Source organism: Bacillus norwichensis (assembly GCF_014836955.1).
Classification (GTDB): Bacteria; Bacillota; Bacilli; order Bacillales; family Bacillaceae_C; genus Siminovitchia; species Siminovitchia norwichensis.
The window spans coordinates 17,930-34,838 of the sequence record NZ_JACSPV010000045.1; the positions used below are offsets into that span (position 1 = coordinate 17,930).

At 40.8% G+C, this 16,909-nt stretch carries 12 protein-coding genes and 2 tRNA genes; 5 read left to right on the forward strand and 9 right to left on the reverse strand.

What is annotated here, in order from left to right:
- Positions 1-239 precede the first annotated feature (239 nt).
- The 3 genes from H9631_RS18495 to H9631_RS18505 are packed head-to-tail and all read right to left on the reverse strand — an operon-like array spanning position 240 to position 2,111.
- A complete protein-coding gene (locus H9631_RS18495; protein WP_191815463.1) occupies positions 240-830 on the reverse strand; it encodes a DNA-3-methyladenine glycosylase in 591 nt (196 codons plus the stop codon).
- Between the two features lie 27 nt (positions 831-857).
- On the reverse strand, positions 858-1,127 hold the full coding sequence (locus H9631_RS18500) for a hypothetical protein (RefSeq protein ID WP_191815465.1): 270 nt from the start codon (positions 1,125-1,127) through the stop codon (positions 858-860).
- Positions 1,128-1,145: 18 nt separating this feature from the next.
- Complete coding sequence (locus H9631_RS18505) at positions 1,146-2,111, reverse strand: alpha/beta hydrolase (RefSeq protein WP_225221149.1); 966 nt, start codon at positions 2,109-2,111, stop codon at positions 1,146-1,148.
- A 194-nt stretch (positions 2,112-2,305) separates the two neighbouring features.
- Between H9631_RS18505 and H9631_RS18510 the strand changes: the two genes are divergently transcribed.
- The 5 genes from H9631_RS18510 to H9631_RS18530 all read left to right on the forward strand — a co-directional run bounded on the left by H9631_RS18510 (position 2,306) and on the right by H9631_RS18530 (position 6,084).
- The gene (locus H9631_RS18510) at positions 2,306-3,610 is read left to right on the forward strand and encodes a homoserine dehydrogenase (protein ID WP_191815468.1); all 1,305 of its coding nucleotides are present in this window, start codon (positions 2,306-2,308) and stop codon (positions 3,608-3,610) included.
- Complete coding sequence (gene thrC, locus H9631_RS18515) at positions 3,607-4,668, forward strand: threonine synthase (RefSeq protein WP_191815470.1); 1,062 nt, start codon at positions 3,607-3,609, stop codon at positions 4,666-4,668. Before H9631_RS18510 ends, thrC begins: the two co-directional genes overlap by 4 nt.
- Complete coding sequence (gene thrB / locus H9631_RS18520) at positions 4,665-5,576, forward strand: homoserine kinase (protein ID WP_191815472.1); 912 nt, start codon at positions 4,665-4,667, stop codon at positions 5,574-5,576. Before thrC ends, thrB begins: the two co-directional genes overlap by 4 nt.
- Before the next feature lie 305 nt (positions 5,577-5,881).
- Positions 5,882-5,954: transfer RNA gene (locus H9631_RS18525), tRNA-Thr, on the forward strand.
- Positions 5,955-5,994: 40 nt separating this feature from the next.
- Positions 5,995-6,084 (forward strand) — tRNA-Ser (locus H9631_RS18530).
- A 338-nt stretch (positions 6,085-6,422) separates the two neighbouring features.
- On the opposite strand, the gene H9631_RS18535 is transcribed toward H9631_RS18530, so the two are convergent.
- The 6 genes from H9631_RS18535 to H9631_RS18560 form a co-directional block, all read right to left on the reverse strand.
- Positions 6,423-7,208: a FixH family protein gene (locus H9631_RS18535; protein ID WP_191815474.1), complete on the reverse strand. Its 786-nt coding sequence runs from the start codon at positions 7,206-7,208 to the stop codon at positions 6,423-6,425.
- An 85-nt stretch (positions 7,209-7,293) separates the two neighbouring features.
- The gene (locus H9631_RS18540; RefSeq protein WP_191815476.1) at positions 7,294-8,697 is read right to left on the reverse strand and encodes a sensor histidine kinase; all 1,404 of its coding nucleotides are present in this window, start codon (positions 8,695-8,697) and stop codon (positions 7,294-7,296) included.
- Positions 8,694-9,368: a response regulator transcription factor gene (locus H9631_RS18545; RefSeq protein ID WP_191815478.1), complete on the reverse strand. Its 675-nt coding sequence runs from the start codon at positions 9,366-9,368 to the stop codon at positions 8,694-8,696. Before H9631_RS18545 ends, H9631_RS18540 begins: the two co-directional genes overlap by 4 nt.
- Positions 9,368-10,333, reverse strand: coding sequence for a YncE family protein (locus H9631_RS18550; RefSeq protein WP_191815480.1), 966 nt, complete (start codon positions 10,331-10,333; stop codon positions 9,368-9,370). Before H9631_RS18550 ends, H9631_RS18545 begins: the two co-directional genes overlap by 1 nt.
- Before the next feature lie 600 nt (positions 10,334-10,933).
- Complete coding sequence (locus H9631_RS18555; RefSeq protein WP_191815482.1) at positions 10,934-12,064, reverse strand: response regulator; 1,131 nt, start codon at positions 12,062-12,064, stop codon at positions 10,934-10,936.
- Positions 12,065-12,504: 440 nt separating this feature from the next.
- Complete coding sequence (locus tag H9631_RS18560; protein ID WP_191815484.1) at positions 12,505-16,881, reverse strand: Cna B-type domain-containing protein; 4,377 nt, start codon at positions 16,879-16,881, stop codon at positions 12,505-12,507.
- Positions 16,882-16,909 lie beyond the last annotated feature (28 nt).

The following is a 16,909-nucleotide window of genomic DNA, read 5'->3' on the forward strand; positions in this document are numbered from 1 at the left end:
TTCGTCCTTCTTACTTTTCAAATTTCTTATCAAAATGTGCCTTGGCGTATTTACGCCCAGATCTTATCGAATTCCGTTCGATAAGTTTCCGCTGAAAATCTATAGGGCTTTAACTTTATTCAGCCAGACTTTGAACCTCCACTGGATTGAATACCGATATGCTTTCACCCACCTCTTACAGGCTTGGGAGGCTTCTACTGAATAAAGTAAAAAAAAGAACCTCCAAAGTGGAGATTCTTTCATCTCGAAACATATGAACTTCCCTTAATCCAAAAACGCCACGGGTAATGCCGCGCCTCCCCCGTATTCTGAATACCAATTCTTGTTCCCTGCTCAATTTCTTCCGGCGGACTTCCTTCACTGATGAATAGAGGCGGCTCATAAAACTTCCGACCATAATCCTCCATTGTGATCCCCATAGCCTTTGTCAATTTTCCCGGACCGTTCGTCAAATTTTTCTTTTGATCGACTGGACGTCTCTGTTTCATTAGATCAATTCCTTCAACAGGTTCTAACGCGCGGATTAGAACAGCTTCTGGTTCATCAATTCCTGCACTGACCACATTGATCAAACAATGGGTATGCATGGCATATGTATACACAAGGCCAGCTGTGCTGAACATGATTTCCGTCCGCTTTGTCCTCCGGTTACCATAGCTATGTGCGGCACGGTCATGCGGTCCTTTATAGGCTTCTGTTTCCACTATCATGCCCGCAGCCAGCCCTTCCTCTGTCTCCTTTACAAGAAGACCCCCTAAGAGTGATCGAGCCAATTCAAGAGTCGGCTGTTGAAAAAAATCTTTAGTAAGAGGCTTAAATGAATCATTCATGACAACCACACCAATTTCTTTAAAGTTTTAATCTAATTCATTCAGATAAATATCACTAATCTTTTTTATTTTATTTTTTTCTGCATCATATTCGTATATTTCCATATACTCTCCATCTATAATCATTCCAAAACGTCCATCACCTAATTGGATCACGTTTTGTTGCGGGGCACCTTCAAAATCATCATCTGGATAGTTCACACTGACATCCGAGTTACCACCGCTTATCAAGGTGACAATCACCAAAAAAATCAATGTAATCCGGATTCTTCTTAGTTCCCTTGCCTGTTCTTCCAAACACGTTCACTCATTTCTTTATTTTTTCACTCCTGCCAGCGCATCATCTAAAAACCCTTTGACCTCTTCAACGTATTCTTTAGAATTTTGCTCAAAGGATTTGACATGGCCCTCTCCTTCTGTCAACCACAGAGTGAAATGCTTCGGATCTTTCTTCACCATCATTTCGCTTTCTGTATAAGGTATGGATTCATCACCTTTATTATGGATAAAAAGAATAGGCCTTGGTGATATTTTATCCAGTACACTGATCGGGCTTGCCTCTTTCAAATCAATATCAGCCATCATTGGTATGATGGTCAATATTAAAGGCGTGAATGGAAAATTCGGCAAATCCGTCCATACCGGCATGTTGACCTTTAAATAATCATGAAGGTCACTAAAAGGACTGTCAGCAACAACTGCAATGACATCTTCCGAATCAGCTGCGGCCAAAATTGAAGTGGAGGCTCCCATTGATATTCCCAATAATCCAACAGGTTCTTTATAATTTGCAGTCGTCCAGTCAACTGCTCCGAGTAAATCAAGTTTTTCTTTTACTCCGACCGTTGTCATCTCTCCCTCCGATTGCCCAGCATAGCGAAAATCGAACATGATGACACGATAGCCGTCAGCTAATAAGTTGCTCGCAAGCGGCAGAAACGGAATATTCTCTTCATAGCGATTCCCTTTGTACCCATGGGCAAAAATCACATTCATTTTCGCCGGAACAGGCGGTTCAAGCACCCATCCGGAAAGCTTTGTCTCTTTGTCTTTGCTCATAAACTCAATATCTTTATAAGCCATTTCATAATCGCTTGGCAGAACCTCAATCTCTTTTTTCTCAGGCTTTGTCAAATTCGTCCCTACATATACGGAAATTCCGATACAGGTGGCAAAGGCTAACAAAATGACGATGATTCCAGCAGTCCATACGATTTTCTTATTGATCCATCTACCCGGCCTCTTCCCGGTGACAGGCGAGCTGTTCATTGGTTCCAGCATCATCGGACTCCTCCTCATGTTTAGCGTCTAACACATAATATTTCGAGAAAAATATTTGAATTCCTTTTCTCCTTGTCACATTCTTGTCAAAAGCAGCAAATAGACTTTAAAAAACCTTGACTTTTAACGCCACAATGTCTACTATATAAAAACAAATGTACTTTATAGATAGACAGAAAGGTGAGGAATTTGTAATGAAGAAAGACTATGTATCTATCGGATTATTAGGTTTAGGAACTGTTGGTTCCGGTGTCGTTCAGTTGGTTAAAAATCACCAAGATGAGCTGGTTCATCAACTCGGCTGCGGCGTCAAAGTGAAAAGCATTCTTGTACGGAACACGGAAAAAGAAAGAGATATTCAAATCGGTCAGACACTCCTCACCTCCAACCCAGATGATGTGCTCCAGGACCCAGAAATCGACCTTGTCGTTGAAGTGATGGGCGGAATTGAAGAAGCTAAAGAACATATCACCAAGGCCATCCAGGCCAAAAAGAATGTTGTTACAGCGAATAAAGATCTGATTGCACTCCATGGACCCGAATTGCAAAAATCTGCCGTAGAAAACGGCGTTGATCTGTTTTATGAAGCAAGCGTCGGCGGCGGTATCCCAATCTTACGGGGGTTAACCGAAGGTTTGGTATCAGACCGTCTGAAAAAAGTGATGGGTATTGTTAACGGTACTACAAATTATATCTTAACTAAAATGGAAGAGGAAGGTCAGTCTTATGAGACTGCATTAAAAAAGGCACAGGAGCTTGGATTTGCCGAAGCTGACCCGACTGCAGATGTAGAAGGATTAGATGCAGCCAGAAAAATGGCGATCCTTGCAAGACTTGCTTTTTCTACAAGTGTAGCGCTTGATGATGTCGAGATAGAAGGTATCAGCAAGCTATCCCTTGAGGATCTGCATTACGGACAAAAGCTTGGCTATTCTATGAAACTAATCGGTTTTGCCCAGGTGGATGACCATAAAGTGGAAGTGACTGTTCAACCGACATTTTTATCCAAGAGCCATCCGCTTTCCTCTGTCAAAAACGAATATAATGCTATCTATGTGCAAGGTGAAGCAGTCGGTGAAACAATGTTCTACGGACCAGGTGCAGGAAGCTTACCAACTGCAACCGCAGTGATGGCTGACGTTGTAGCCGTCATTAAAAACCTGCTTCTAGGTGTTAATGGAAAAAGCGCTGTAGCCCCAAGATATGAAAGTGTGTTAAAATCTCCTAAGGAGCGTTTTGGACAATTCTATTTCAGGCTTCATTTGGCAGACGAAGTTGGGGCATTTTCACAAATCACCACTTTGTTTAACGAGTTGGGGATTAGTTTTGAAAAAATCCTGCAAACTCCACTCAACAAAGGGGAATTGGCTGAAATCATCATTGTTACACACACAGTTTCCTTGGAGAACTTCCAAGAGGCCTTAATGAAGCTTAGAGATTTGTCAGTTGTAAAAGACGTAATCAGTTATTATCGTGTAGAGGGGAATGGAGAAAAATGAACTGGCCGGGCCTGATCTCGCATTATCAATCTTATTTGCCTGTGACAGAAAAAACACCTAGATTAACACTTCAGGAAGGTAATACTCCTTTAGTACATCTGGCCCATTTATCTGAAGAATTGGGAATTGAGCTGTACGCAAAAGTTGAAGGAGCCAACCCTACTGGATCATTTAAAGATCGTGGAATGGTTATGGCTGTTGCAAAAGCTGTTGAGGATGGAAGCAAATCAATCATTTGTGCCTCAACTGGAAATACATCTGCTGCCGCTGCGGCTTATGCAGCCAAAGCTGGAATCAGAGCAATCATCGTTATTCCAAACGGAAAAGTTGCTCTTGGTAAATTGGCGCAGGCAATGATGTACGGAGCGGAAATCGTTGAAATAGAAGGCAACTTTGATGAAGCTTTAACAATGGTTCGTAAAGTCAGTGAAACAGCACCTGTTACACTCGTTAACTCTGTCAATCCTTACAGGATTGAAGGACAGAAAACTGCTGCATTTGAAATTTGCGACCAGCTTGGCACTGCACCAGATATTTTGGCCATTCCTGTGGGAAATGCCGGAAACATCAGTGCTTATTGGAAAGGTTTCAAGGAATATAACGAAGAGAATCAAACTGGCCTTCCTAAAATGTTCGGTTTTGAAGCCGAAGGAGCCGCGGCAATTGTAAAAGGTGAACCGATCGCTCAACCTGAAACAGTGGCAACTGCTATCCGAATCGGAAATCCTGCCAGCTGGAATCTTGCGGTTGCAGCAAGAGATGAATCCGAAGGAAAAATCGAGTCCGTGACTGATGAAGAAATTTTAGAGGCTTTTCAGCTGATTGCTCGCAGAGAAGGCGTGTTCGCCGAACCAGGATCATGCGCTTCGATTGCCGGAGTATTACAGCAGGTGAAAAACGGCAATATCAAAAAAGGAAGCAAGGTCGTTGCAGTACTAACAGGCAATGGATTGAAAGATCCGCAAACTGCCATTTCTCAAATTGAGTACAATCCTGTTGTTCTTCCAAATGATGAAAATGTCATTATAGACTATATTAAAGGCGTGGTTAATGAATGAACGGCTTCACTATCACTGTTCCGGCAAGCACCGCGAATATCGGCCCAGGGTTCGATTCTGTCGGATTGTCTCTGAACCGTTATTTGACATTGCACGTGCAAAGCAGTGATGAATGGGTATTTGAGCATCGCTCAAAGCATCTCCCTTCAGCAGGGGCGGCACAAGATCACTTTATTTGCCAAATAGCAAAAAGGATGGCTGCGGAATGTGAGGCCGTCCTTCCTCCTTGTAATGTGGTAGTTGAAAGTGAAATCCCATTAGCTCGCGGCATGGGAAGCAGTGCTTCCGCAGTTGTGGCTGGTATTGAACTGGCCAACCAGCTTTGCCGGCTGGAACTAGATCAAGAGCAAAAATTAGAATGGGCCACAAAATTTGAAGGCCATCCGGATAATGTCGCTCCCGCTTTACTCGGTGGTTTAATTGTCACTGCAGAAACAAAGCAGACAGACAAAGTGGATTATATTCAAACGGACGAACTCGATTTAGATCTTGTCCTGTATATTCCAAACTTCGAATTGAAGACAGAAACTGCCCGCAAAGTCCTGCCTGAAACATTCGATCGCGCAGAAGCTACTGCTGCAAGCGGTATCGGAAATGTCATGATTGCCGGATTACTCTCTGGCAACTATGAACTGGCAGGCCGAATGATGGAAGCTGATCTCTTTCACGAGCCATATCGCGCTTCCTTAATTCCAAACTATGAAAAAATTCGTCAGGCTGCCAACGAAATGGGAGCTTTCGGGACAGTCATAAGCGGTGCGGGACCGACAATGATTTCGTTTGCCCCTAAAGGAACCGGGAAATCAATCGTAAAGGGAATGCAGGCAATACTGCCGGACTATTCCGTTGAATTGATGGAGGCAGATCGAAACGGTCTTCGTGTTGAGGAACTGCAGATTCAGAAATAAAAGCTACGGTCCAAGTGATGAGCATCACTTGGACCGTTTTTCGTATAGGAAACAAACGAAATGGAATTATTGTGCGAAAACAGGATTAGCGTGCGAACTCTGGAATTATCGTGCGAAAATCAAGATTATCGTGCGAACTCCGGGATTAGCGTGCGAAAACAGGATTAACCGTTCGCAGCCCCCAGATCATCGAGCGAAGACAGCTAATTATTTCTTTCACAGTATACGGCCTTAAAGCGTTGATTAAGAAAAACCTCTTGAAAAATTGATCCACATATATTAATATTTTCTTATCATTTTTCTATGCTGGTGTAGCACAGCTGATAGTGCACGTCACTCGTAATGACGGGGTCGCAGGTTCAAATCCTGTCACCAGCATTTGATTAAATGATTATGATGCAATAATCTTTTTCTATTTGGAGAAGTACCCAAGCCCGGCTGAAGGGGATGCACTCGAAATGCATTAGGGCGGGCAACCGCCGCGTGGGTTCGAATCCCACCTTCTCCGTTATTTCAAAGTCAAAAGCGCCTGTTAAGCTCGAGAATCTTAGGCGCAATAATGAGTAGGAAGTGTTAATGTGATTGGCGACCAGTTCGAGATATGCGCTACATTCTTGGACTTTCCGACAGCGGCACACAATCGGACAAATTCGGCGGCCTACGTCACTGTACATCAGAGGCCTAGACGAAGTATCCAGTCTCTTCGGTTGCAATTGCACTTTCAGTTGAGCCTAGTTTGACTTATCACACAGTCTGGACTAGATCCTATTATAAGATCGATTGTTTTACGATTCCCCCAACAAAAAAAGGAACGTCCATGCTCATTCACATGGACGTTCCTTTCTGTTATTTTACCTCAATTTCATGTTCTTCATGCTCATGCAAGCCTTCGTCATTCTCCACATGCACTTGAACTTTGTATGTCCCAGACTCTTTAAATTCATAATGTCCGGTGTATTCTCCAGTTTTGGACTCCTTCGCATCCACAAATTCATGTTTATCAGAGCCATCATTCCAAATTTCAAAGCGCACACGTGCTGCTTCCATAGGTTTGTTCTCAAGTTCAAGATGAGCCATAAGCTCGATTTTCTTTCCTGCTTCTACATTCTCTGGTTCCATGAAGTGCATACTGAAACCTTCTGTATCATGGTGCTCACCATGGTCATCTCCGTCATGTTGGTCATGCTCACTATGCTCTGCATGCTCCTCATGATCACCTTTTTCACCAGCAGCCCCTTCACCAACAGTGACTGTTTTTTTAGGCATGGTGTGTAATCCTCTTGCAGTTACGTGAACCTGAACAATATACACGCCGTCGGTATCAAAAGACTTCTCTGCTTCGTATGTGCCGTCTTTGTTATTTTTCGATTTGATCATTTCACTGTCTGCTTTATTTTCTTCTTCCCAGACTTCAAATTCTACTTCGTCGGCATCTGCCACTTTTTCATCACCTTGTGTTACGGTCACTTTAAAAGGCACAGCTTCACCAGCATTTGCTGTCTCCTGCACTTCCAACTCAGCCTCAATAGACTGAGGAACAGCGTCTTCTTTTACTTCATTTCCAGTCTTTCCGCAGGCAGCCAGTACCAGAACAAACAATCCAACCATAATAGGCCATAGTCTTTTTTTCATATATTTCCCCTCCACAAACAAAAAATATTTCTATATTTCACTGTACACTCCTATTGTGAGAAACTCGTGAAATCAGCGTAGCCAATTATTGAAAAGTATCAGGAATAATTGGCAAGCTGATGTAAACAGTTGTACCCTTTCCGTATTCACTTTCAATATGAAATGATCCGCCATGCAGCTTCGCCAAGCTTTCAACAATAGGGAGCCCCAATCCGGTTCCCCCTTCTTTCCTTGTTCTAGCCTTATTCACCCGGTAGAAGCGTTCCTTGATTTTTTTCAAATCTTCGGCAGGGATCCCCTGACCAGTATCTGTTATCGTAATCAGAGCTGCAGCTTCATCGTTCAATGTTAAAGAAACCGTTATGGTTCCGTTCTTCTCAGTGTGCCTAATGGCATTGTCAAGTAAGTTCAAAAGCATCTGCTCCAAGCGGCCTTCATCCACTTCGGCAATCAAATCATAGTTCAACTTACACTCAAGATGAATCCCTTTCTGGAAAAGACGTTGTTTCACTTTTTCTATCGATTCCTCAATTGTTTGTGCCAACGGCGTAGGCATCTTATTCAAAGTGAATTCCTTAGATTCAAACTTCGCCAAATCTAACAAATCCTCAACTAAGCGCTCCATCCTAGCAGCCTCACGCAATATGATCCGATTGTATTTTTCTCTGTCTTCCGGCGCGGCTACCCCCGTCTGAACTGCCTCCGCATACCCTTTAATAAAACTTAGTGGTGTTCTGAGTTCGTGGGAAACATTTGCAAGAAATTCTTTTTTCTTTTCATCTTCCTTTTGAATGGATTCTGCCATTTCATTAAATGTATGAGCAAGTTGGCCAATTTCATCATCAGGATAGTCGGCCACCCTTACAGACAGATTGCCTCCCGACAAATCCTTGGCAGCAGTCTGCATCTCTTTCAATGGATGAATTGCCTTTTTTAACCACTTATTCCCCATTGTCAAAGCAATAAGCAGAAATAGAATAGCACCGCCAAACCAATAAACAGAATAATGGAGTATCATTTCACTCAAATTAGCCAGCGGGTAATACAAGTAAATGACACCTTCCAGCCTTTTTTCATCTAAAAGAGGAATAATAACCGAAATGACATCGCGATCCAGACGCTCAACATGACCTTTTTTATAAACGGCTTCCCCCTTCAAAAGGGTTTCCCGATCCTCACCACTAATCAACGTTTGATAATCCACCTCAAATGGAAGGCACATGCTCAATTCACGTGGGTTTTTCACAGCAAAAGCTTCAAACTGAGACTTCTCCCCAAACCAGTTTACTTCATCTATAAAGGATTCCGTGACCGTCCCTCCATCATAAGAGTGAGCAAGACGTTTCCCGGTATCAAGCATTTCCGTTTTGAGGCTATTTACATACAACCTTTCATATAAGTAGTAGGAAAATAATGAAGCATACAAAGTGGACACCGTAAACGCAAGCAATAGGGCAATAGACATTTTTCTAGACAGACCTATTTTCATTTTGGCACCACAAATTTATAGCCGCAGCCCCAAACGGTTTGAATATAACGTCCTGCCTCTGTCCCAACTTTCATCCGCAGCGTTTTTATATGAGTATCAACGGTCCGCAATCCTCCTTGATATGCGATATCCCATACCTTTTCAAGCAGGTCTTCCCGAGAAAAGACCTTGTCCGGATGTTTCATCATGACTCTCAGTAGTTCAAACTCTTTAAATGTCAATTGGATTTCATTGCCGTCAACAATGAGCCTTCTTTGGTCCTCGTCCAACTTAAAATAGCCATACTCCATAGCTGACCTGCTTTGATTGAACTTGCTTCTCCTTAGTACTGCATCAATCCTTGCCACAAGCTCACCTGGTGAAAATGGCTTGACTATATAATCGTCTGCCCCCATCCCGAGGCCCTTCACCTTATCCCATTCCTCGCCTTTTGCAGATAAAAATATGATGGGAATATCGCTTTTCTCACGGATTTTTCCACATATCTCAAACCCGTCCATACCGGGGAGCATGATATCAAGCAAAATAAGGTCCGGCTCTTCTTTTAGAAGTTCATCTTGGAGTTGATCATATCCATCAGCTTCAGCTGTCCGGAATCCAGAATTTTGCAAGTACATGGAGATCAGATCTCTCATCTCTTCTTCATCATCCACGACCAGCACATGTACCATCATTTCACCTTCTCACGTGTAAAAATAACAAACGGCCCCTTACCAACATCAACAGCTCTTTCGATATCAAGCGTTTCGGGGTCAACCCAGTACAGTTTTTCACTGTCAAAACCTGTTACAACAAGCTTTCCATCAAACGAATCAATCGCAAAAGGATTAGCTCCTACCTCAGTTTTTTTGATCAGTTCTTTATCAGGATTATATTGATATAACATATTTGTACCATGACTTAAAGCATATATCCCTTTATCATTTTCAAAGAAGTTAATAGGCATCAAAGGAGCAGGAATTTCTTTCACCAGATTCCCTGTTCTCAGAGAATACACAGAAATGTCCGATTGAGGTTCATCCCCTTTTCCATGTCCTCCAATCCAGATTTCCTTTTCCCGCAGGAGCATCCCTGCTGTTGAGGCAGGAATTTTGAACTCCTTCTCAATTTCATGATTTTTTAGGTTGATGATTGAAAGCATTGCCCCCTTAAATGAAGCAACATACAATTTCTCTTTATCTGCCTCCATCGCCATCGGATATTCCGCTGTTTTTACATTTTGCGTTTCTTTCCCATTTTTATCAAAAAAACGGACTTGGTTTAGGACTTTGTCAGCAAAAGCGAATTTAGCATCCGATTCCAAATAAAGAACATTAGATATGCCCTTTCCGGACTTAAAGCTCTTTTTTAAGGACCCATTTTTAAGAGAGTAAAAGTCAACCTCCTCAATTTCTGGACCATATAAGATCAATGTATCACCATCAGGCAGGAGAGTAGCGCCAGTATACGGCTTTTTCAATTCCCATCGTGCAAACTTCTCACCAGCCGTATTTAAAAAATCAATACTGAAATCTCCTACATTCAAAGTAGCTGTAAATAATTGTCCCTCATCAATCGGCTGCTGTTTCTTTTGCAAGCAGCCTGACAGAATGAAAAAACATGTCAATAAGATAAAAATCAAGCGGGGTTTACTCATCTTCTCACCTTCATTTTAATACATGTTACGCATCACTATTACTATAAGCATAACTCAAAATTGTGTAATTTTAATGAAGTGAGTATGTATTTTCTTAGATTTTGTCCAATACATGCTGGGTCTCACCATCAAAAGACAAGTAGATTCCATCAAATGACCAAGCTATGAACACAACTGGCAGTGCAATTGGAACCACTTTTTTTGCTTCAGTTTTGTTGTATTGTTGCTCCCGGCATTTTTTTAAAAAGGATGTCATAAAGGTCAGGGAGATTGGAGTTGCAAACGAGTGTACAGGTAAGTATTTCTGGGGGAAGTTACTGTATTCCGGGCGGCATCGCGAGTAAGCACAACTTTCAGTAACCTGGAAAGAGAGCTCAATTCAAAAAAATCATCCGAAAACAATATCAAAAAGTTTTAGCACATTAAAATCCGATTATTAAATGGATCATAATCTTTTGATTAAATAACATGATTTCAACCATTAAAACCGATAAAAATTGCTCCAAATTAAAATGAATAAACCGCGTAAAATCAAATATAAAAACTTGATTTCGCGCGGTTTTATTTTCATGATTTGGCTAAGACAACTCAGTTTCAGCCTCATACTTTGTTCCCTCTCCAGCTAAGATACCATTCTGAAATTTCCGAATCGGGTTCTGTACCATACTCTTCCAGAAGCATTTCTTCCAGCTTGCTAAATTGCTGCTCCACAAAATGACGTTCACCAAGCAGATCATATAATTGCATAAGCATAAAATAACTTTCCTCACTATAAGGATTCAACGCCTGCATACGTTGACAGATGAGTAGTGCTTTTGTATATTCCTTTTTTTGAATGAGCATTTCGATCGTTTTCTGTGTGTAATACAGCCATAAAACCCTTAGGCGTTCCCGTTCACTCTCCGCCCACAGATAGCTTTCTTTTTCCAGATAATCTCCAGCATAAAGGTCTAATAATTGTTGGACCACTACAAGGTCAGGATTGCCATCATTTATCATTTCTTCAAGTTTTTCAAGTTCATCTACATCAATCTTGATTTGCTGCATATCAAGTATATAGCTATGATCACGACTGATAATTTTGATGTTAAAGCCAATTGAAGCCAGCGTCTTTCGGATTTGATAGATAGCTGCATACAGCTGTGCAAAACCCTTCTCCAATTCTGATTCTGGCCAAAATAAATCAATTAACACTTCTTTTCTCACAGGTTTTCGGCGGTTGTGAATAAGAAAAGCAAACACTTCTTTTGCCTTGGATGTCCGCCAATGAACCTTAATATTTTCAGATTCGTCTCCCTTTAAAATGAACTGCAGCGTCTGAAAGCAACAGATCATTCCGGAACGATTGCCTGTTCCTTTTTTCAAATGAATCTTCTTTAATGGTTTAAGCCTATTGAGAGTTTCCGTCAGCCGTTTTTTATGAACGGGTTTCATGACATAATCTACAGCGTTCAGTTCAAAGGCTTTGACAGCATATTCATCATAAGCAGTCACAAATACAATATGTACATCCGGGCAATGGTTCTGAATCTCCTCCGCTAGTTTAATCCCTGTGATTGTGGGCATCTCAATATCAAGGAAGACAGCATCCGGCCGCTCTTTTATAATTGCTTTAAGTCCTTCTGTTGGATTAAGATATTTCCCTACAACCTTCAATCCATCAATGTCTAAAAGGATCTTTTTCATATGCTCAAGCGCCAGAGGCTCGTCATCAATTAAAATTACTCTCATGTTGCTTACCACCTTTTAATTGTGTTTCGGTATTTTCACAAACAAATTCCACAGAAAATATAGTTGATTTAAAGAATTGTTAATTTGAATGTTCAGAAACTGAAAGGCCATCTGTTAGGCTTGGAATATATAAAATAGATTAGGAACATCACCAAAGTGCCCTGATCATTTAATCCTTATCTTTGACATCAGGACAAATTCATCAAAGCAGAACGTAAAATTTTAGATTTTATCCTCGCTTTAGCGTCGCGCTAATTTTAGCTCTTTAACTGGTTCATTCCATTAGCTTTTAAGCAAATCATATCCTAAGTACTTTATTACATCTTACACTATATTACAAGTTATTTACATTTTTTCATTCATATTAAATGGCTGTTTCAATATTATATTATAACGAAAAAACTTCCACATACTCGATTCGTATGTGGAAGTTTTTTTAATTATTGTTGCTTTTTGCGGCTAATGCGTGCAAGCAATAAGCCTGCGCAAAGCAGTATGATACCTGCTAATGCATAGTTGAATAGAGTTGTTGCTGTGTTAGGCAGTTTAGAACCGTTTTGACCTGATTGATCTGGTTTTTTCTGAGTTTCACCAGTTTTTTCCGGGTCACTTGGTTTGCCATCAACTGGTTTTTCAGGATCTTCTGGAGTTATCGAAGGTATTGCCTTATTCTCCACAATCAAGGTTAATGCCTCTTTCTGATTTTTCTCGATTGTGAATGTAATTGGCTTTTTAAGCTTTTCATACCCTTCCGGAGCTTTTGCTTCGATAAATTGATAATCTCCCGGCTTCAGCCCTGTCACTGACAGTTTACCAGATTGATCTGTTGTTAAGCCTCCCTGAAGCCTTTTCCCTTCTTTATCCTGGAGCTCGAATTCAGCACCAGCCAAAGTAAGCTTGTGGTCTTCTTTGTCGACCTTGGTTAGTTGAACCTCACCAAGAATCAATTTGTTCGTGATATCATAACCGGAGACTATTGATTCGTAGCCTTCGAGATCATGTTCCTTCACTGTATAAGTATAGACTTTTCCTTCTTCATCATATTTCTCCAAGTCGGTAAAGCTATACTTCCAGTCAGTTTCAACTGTTACTTCTTTTGTTTCAATTACTTCACCGTTTTGAAGAAGATCAACTTTGATCATTTCCGGACGATCTTTGAAATGATCATCGTCCCATGTCTTCGTTCCTTTTACAGAAGTTTTCCCTACACGTAAGTTAGTAATATCGTAGCCTTCTACTGCTGACTCATAGCCCTCAATTGCTTCTTCTTTTACAGAATACTCGTAGGCGACCCCGTTGTTATCATAGGCTTCTAAATCGTTGAACTCATATGTCCAATCATTAGCAGCTGTCACTTTTACGGTATCAATTACCTTGTTATTTTGAAGAAGATGCACTGTGATATGATCTGGACGATCCTTGGAATTATCATCCTTCCAGCCTTTTGTTACGGTAACGGAAGTTTTTTCTGATCTGGTATTTGTGATGTCAAAGCCATCCACTTCTGATTGATATCCAGGAACACCTTGCTCTTTTACTGCATATTCGTAGGCTTTCCCTTCTTCATCATATTTCTCCAGATCTGTGAAACTGTATTTCCAATTAGAATCAGCTGTCACTTCCTGTGTATCAGCCACAACGCCATTTTGTAGGAGGTTCACTTTGATCATTTTCGGACGATCTTTCGAGTTATCGTCTTTCCATGCTTTCGTACCTTCTACAGCTGTTTTTCCAATGCGGACGTTTGTGATGTTATAACCTTTGACTGTTGATTGGTAACCTTCTACAGCCTCTTCCTGTACAGCGTACTCGTAGGCTTTACCATTTTCATCAAATTCGTCCAAGTCGGTAAAACTGTATTTCCAATCTGTAGCAGCTGTCACTTCTTGTGTATCAATCACTTGGTCATTTTGGAGAAGGTTGATCTTGATCATTTCTGGACGATCTTTGGAATCATCATCTTTCCACGTCTTCGTACCTTCTACAGATATTTTCCCAACTCGCAGGTTTGTGATGTTATAGCCGTCAACAGCAGATTGATAACCTTTTACAGGCTGCTCTTTCACACTGTAATTGTAAGATTTTCCTTCTTCATCATACTTCTCCAAATCGGTAAAGCTGTATTTCCAATCTTTAGCAGCTGTCACTTCTTGTGTATTGATTACCTCACCGTTTTGAAGAAGATCAACTTTGATCATTTCCGGACGATTTTTCGAGTTATCGTCTTTCCATGTCTTCGTACCTTCTACAGTTGTTTTGCCAATACGTAAATTCGTGATGTTAAACCCATCTACAGTTGATTTGTAGCCTTCTACTATTTTTTCTTCAACTGTATACGTATATTCTTTACCTTCTTCATCATACTTCTCTAAATCGGTAAAACTGTATTTCCAGTTGTCATCTGCTGTGACTTCAACTGTTTTAATAGCCTTGCCATTTTGGAAAAGTTGGATTTCAATCATTTCCGGACGATCTTTAGACTCATCATCTTTCCATGATTTTGTACCTTCTACAGATGTTTTGCCAACTCGCAGATTGGTGATATCATAGCCTTCTACTGTTGACTCATAACCCTCAACTGCTTCTTCTTTTACAGAATACTCGTAGGCAACCCCATTGTCGTCATAGGCTTCTAAATCGTTGAACTCATATGTCCACTCATCAGGAGCTGTAACTTTTATCGTATCAATCACTTTGTTATTTTGAAGAAGATGCACTGTGATATGGTCTGGGCGATCTTTGGAATTATCGTCCTTCCAACCTTTTGTTACAGTAACGGAAGTTTTTTCTGATCTGGTATTTGTGATGTCAAAACCATTCACTTCTGATTTATAGCCAGGAACACTTTGCTCTTTTACAGCATATTCGTAGGCTTTACCTTCTTCATCATATTTTTCCAGGTTCGTGAAGCTGTATTTCCAATCAGTATCAGTTGTCACTTCTTGTGTATCAGCCACAACACCATTTTGAAGGAGGTTCACTTTGATCATTTTCGGACGATCTTTCGAGTTATCGTCTTTCCATGTTTTCGTACCTTCCACGGCTGTTTTACCAATACGAACGTTCGTGATGTCATAGCCTTTAACTGTTGATTGATAGCCTTTGACAGACTCCTCTTTTACAGTGTATTTGTAGGCTTTACCATTTTCATCAAATTCGTTTAAGTCGGTAAAACTATACTTCCAATTATCCGTTGCTGTGACTTCCTTGGATTCTATTTCTTTTCCATTCTGAAGTAACTTAACAGTTATAGAATCTGGACGATCTTCGACATTCTCATCTTTCCATGTCTTCGTCCCAGATACTTCTGTTTTTCCAACACGGAGGTTTGTGACGTCGTAACCATCCACAGTTGATTGATATTTTTCTACAGCCTGCTCTTTGATTGTATATTCATAGACTTCACCATTTTTATCGTACTTGTCTAAGTCTGTAAAGCTGTATTTCCAATCAGAATCAGCTGTGACTTCTTTCGTGTCAATGACTTCACTGTTTTGATGGAGATCAATTTTAATCATTTCCGGACGATCTTTAACATTATCGTCTTTCCATGTCTTCACGCCTTCTACGACTGTTTTGCCGACACGTAAGTTCGTGATGTTGAATCCATCTACAGTTGATTTGTAGCCATCTATTGCTTCTTCTTCAACTGTATACGTATATTCTTTGCCTTCATCATCATATCTCTCTAAATCAGTAAAACTGTATTTCCAGTTGTCATCTGCTGTGACTTCAGCTGTTTTAATAGCCTTGCCGTTTTGGAAAAGTTGGACTTTGATCATCTCCGGACGATCTTCTGAATCTCCATCTTTCCATGTCTTCACACCAGAAATGTCCATTAATTCAATGTTAACGATATTGTTCCCATCAACTTTAGAGAGGTAACCTTCAACCGGAGCTTCTTTGATGGTATAGTTAATTTCTTTACCATTTTCATCATACTTCCGTAAGTCTTTAAAGGTGTACTTCCAGCCATTGTCCGCTGTAACTTGTTTCTCTGAAACAACCTTGTTACCATTCAACGCTTGAACTGTGATGAATTTCGGGCGTTTTTCTTCTGAATTGCCGTCAATCCATTTTTTCTCTCCGGAAACATTGACAACTGCATCATTATCAATGGTAATTTCTGTTGTTTTTCCTATTTCTATCTTGATGTTATCCAACTTGGCTGCAATCTGATATCCATTCGGCGCTTGAATCTCTTCTACCTTATACTCTCCGAAAGGTACTTCTGCCTCTGCAATACCTTGGTCATTCGTTGTTAGTTTGAATTTCTGGTTTGTTTCAATATTAATTATCTGGAAGGCTGCATTTGCTAATGTTTCTTTTGTTACTGCGTCCTTCTTAACAATTTTAGCTGTACCTTTTTGACGCTCATTCACAATTTTCTCTGTTTTGATACCTTCAGGCATCTTATCATAATCAAGCTTAATCTTTAACGGGGTTTCGGCTAAATAACCTGTTGGCACAGTCTCTTCTAAAGTATAATCTCCGTATTTAAGACCAGTCCAATGAAGCTTCCCTTGAGCATTTGTGCTTCCTTCACGGACGACAATTTCTTTACCACCAACGACTGTTTTTAATACGAAGGCGACGTCCGCCATAGGTTTATTCGAACCAGCTTCAACTTTTTCAAGGATCAGCTCTCCTGTCCCGCCTTGAGTAGGGCCGCCACCCGAGCTGACTTTTACCTCAACTGCTTCAACCTTATCGATTGTCCCAACTACATTTTCATCAGACTTGATTTCAGCTTTATTTGTGATGTTAGTTGTAAGCCCGAAATATAAATAAAATAAGCGCACCTTTTCGGTGCGCATGCCAAACAGCCGTCTATTCTTATGTTTT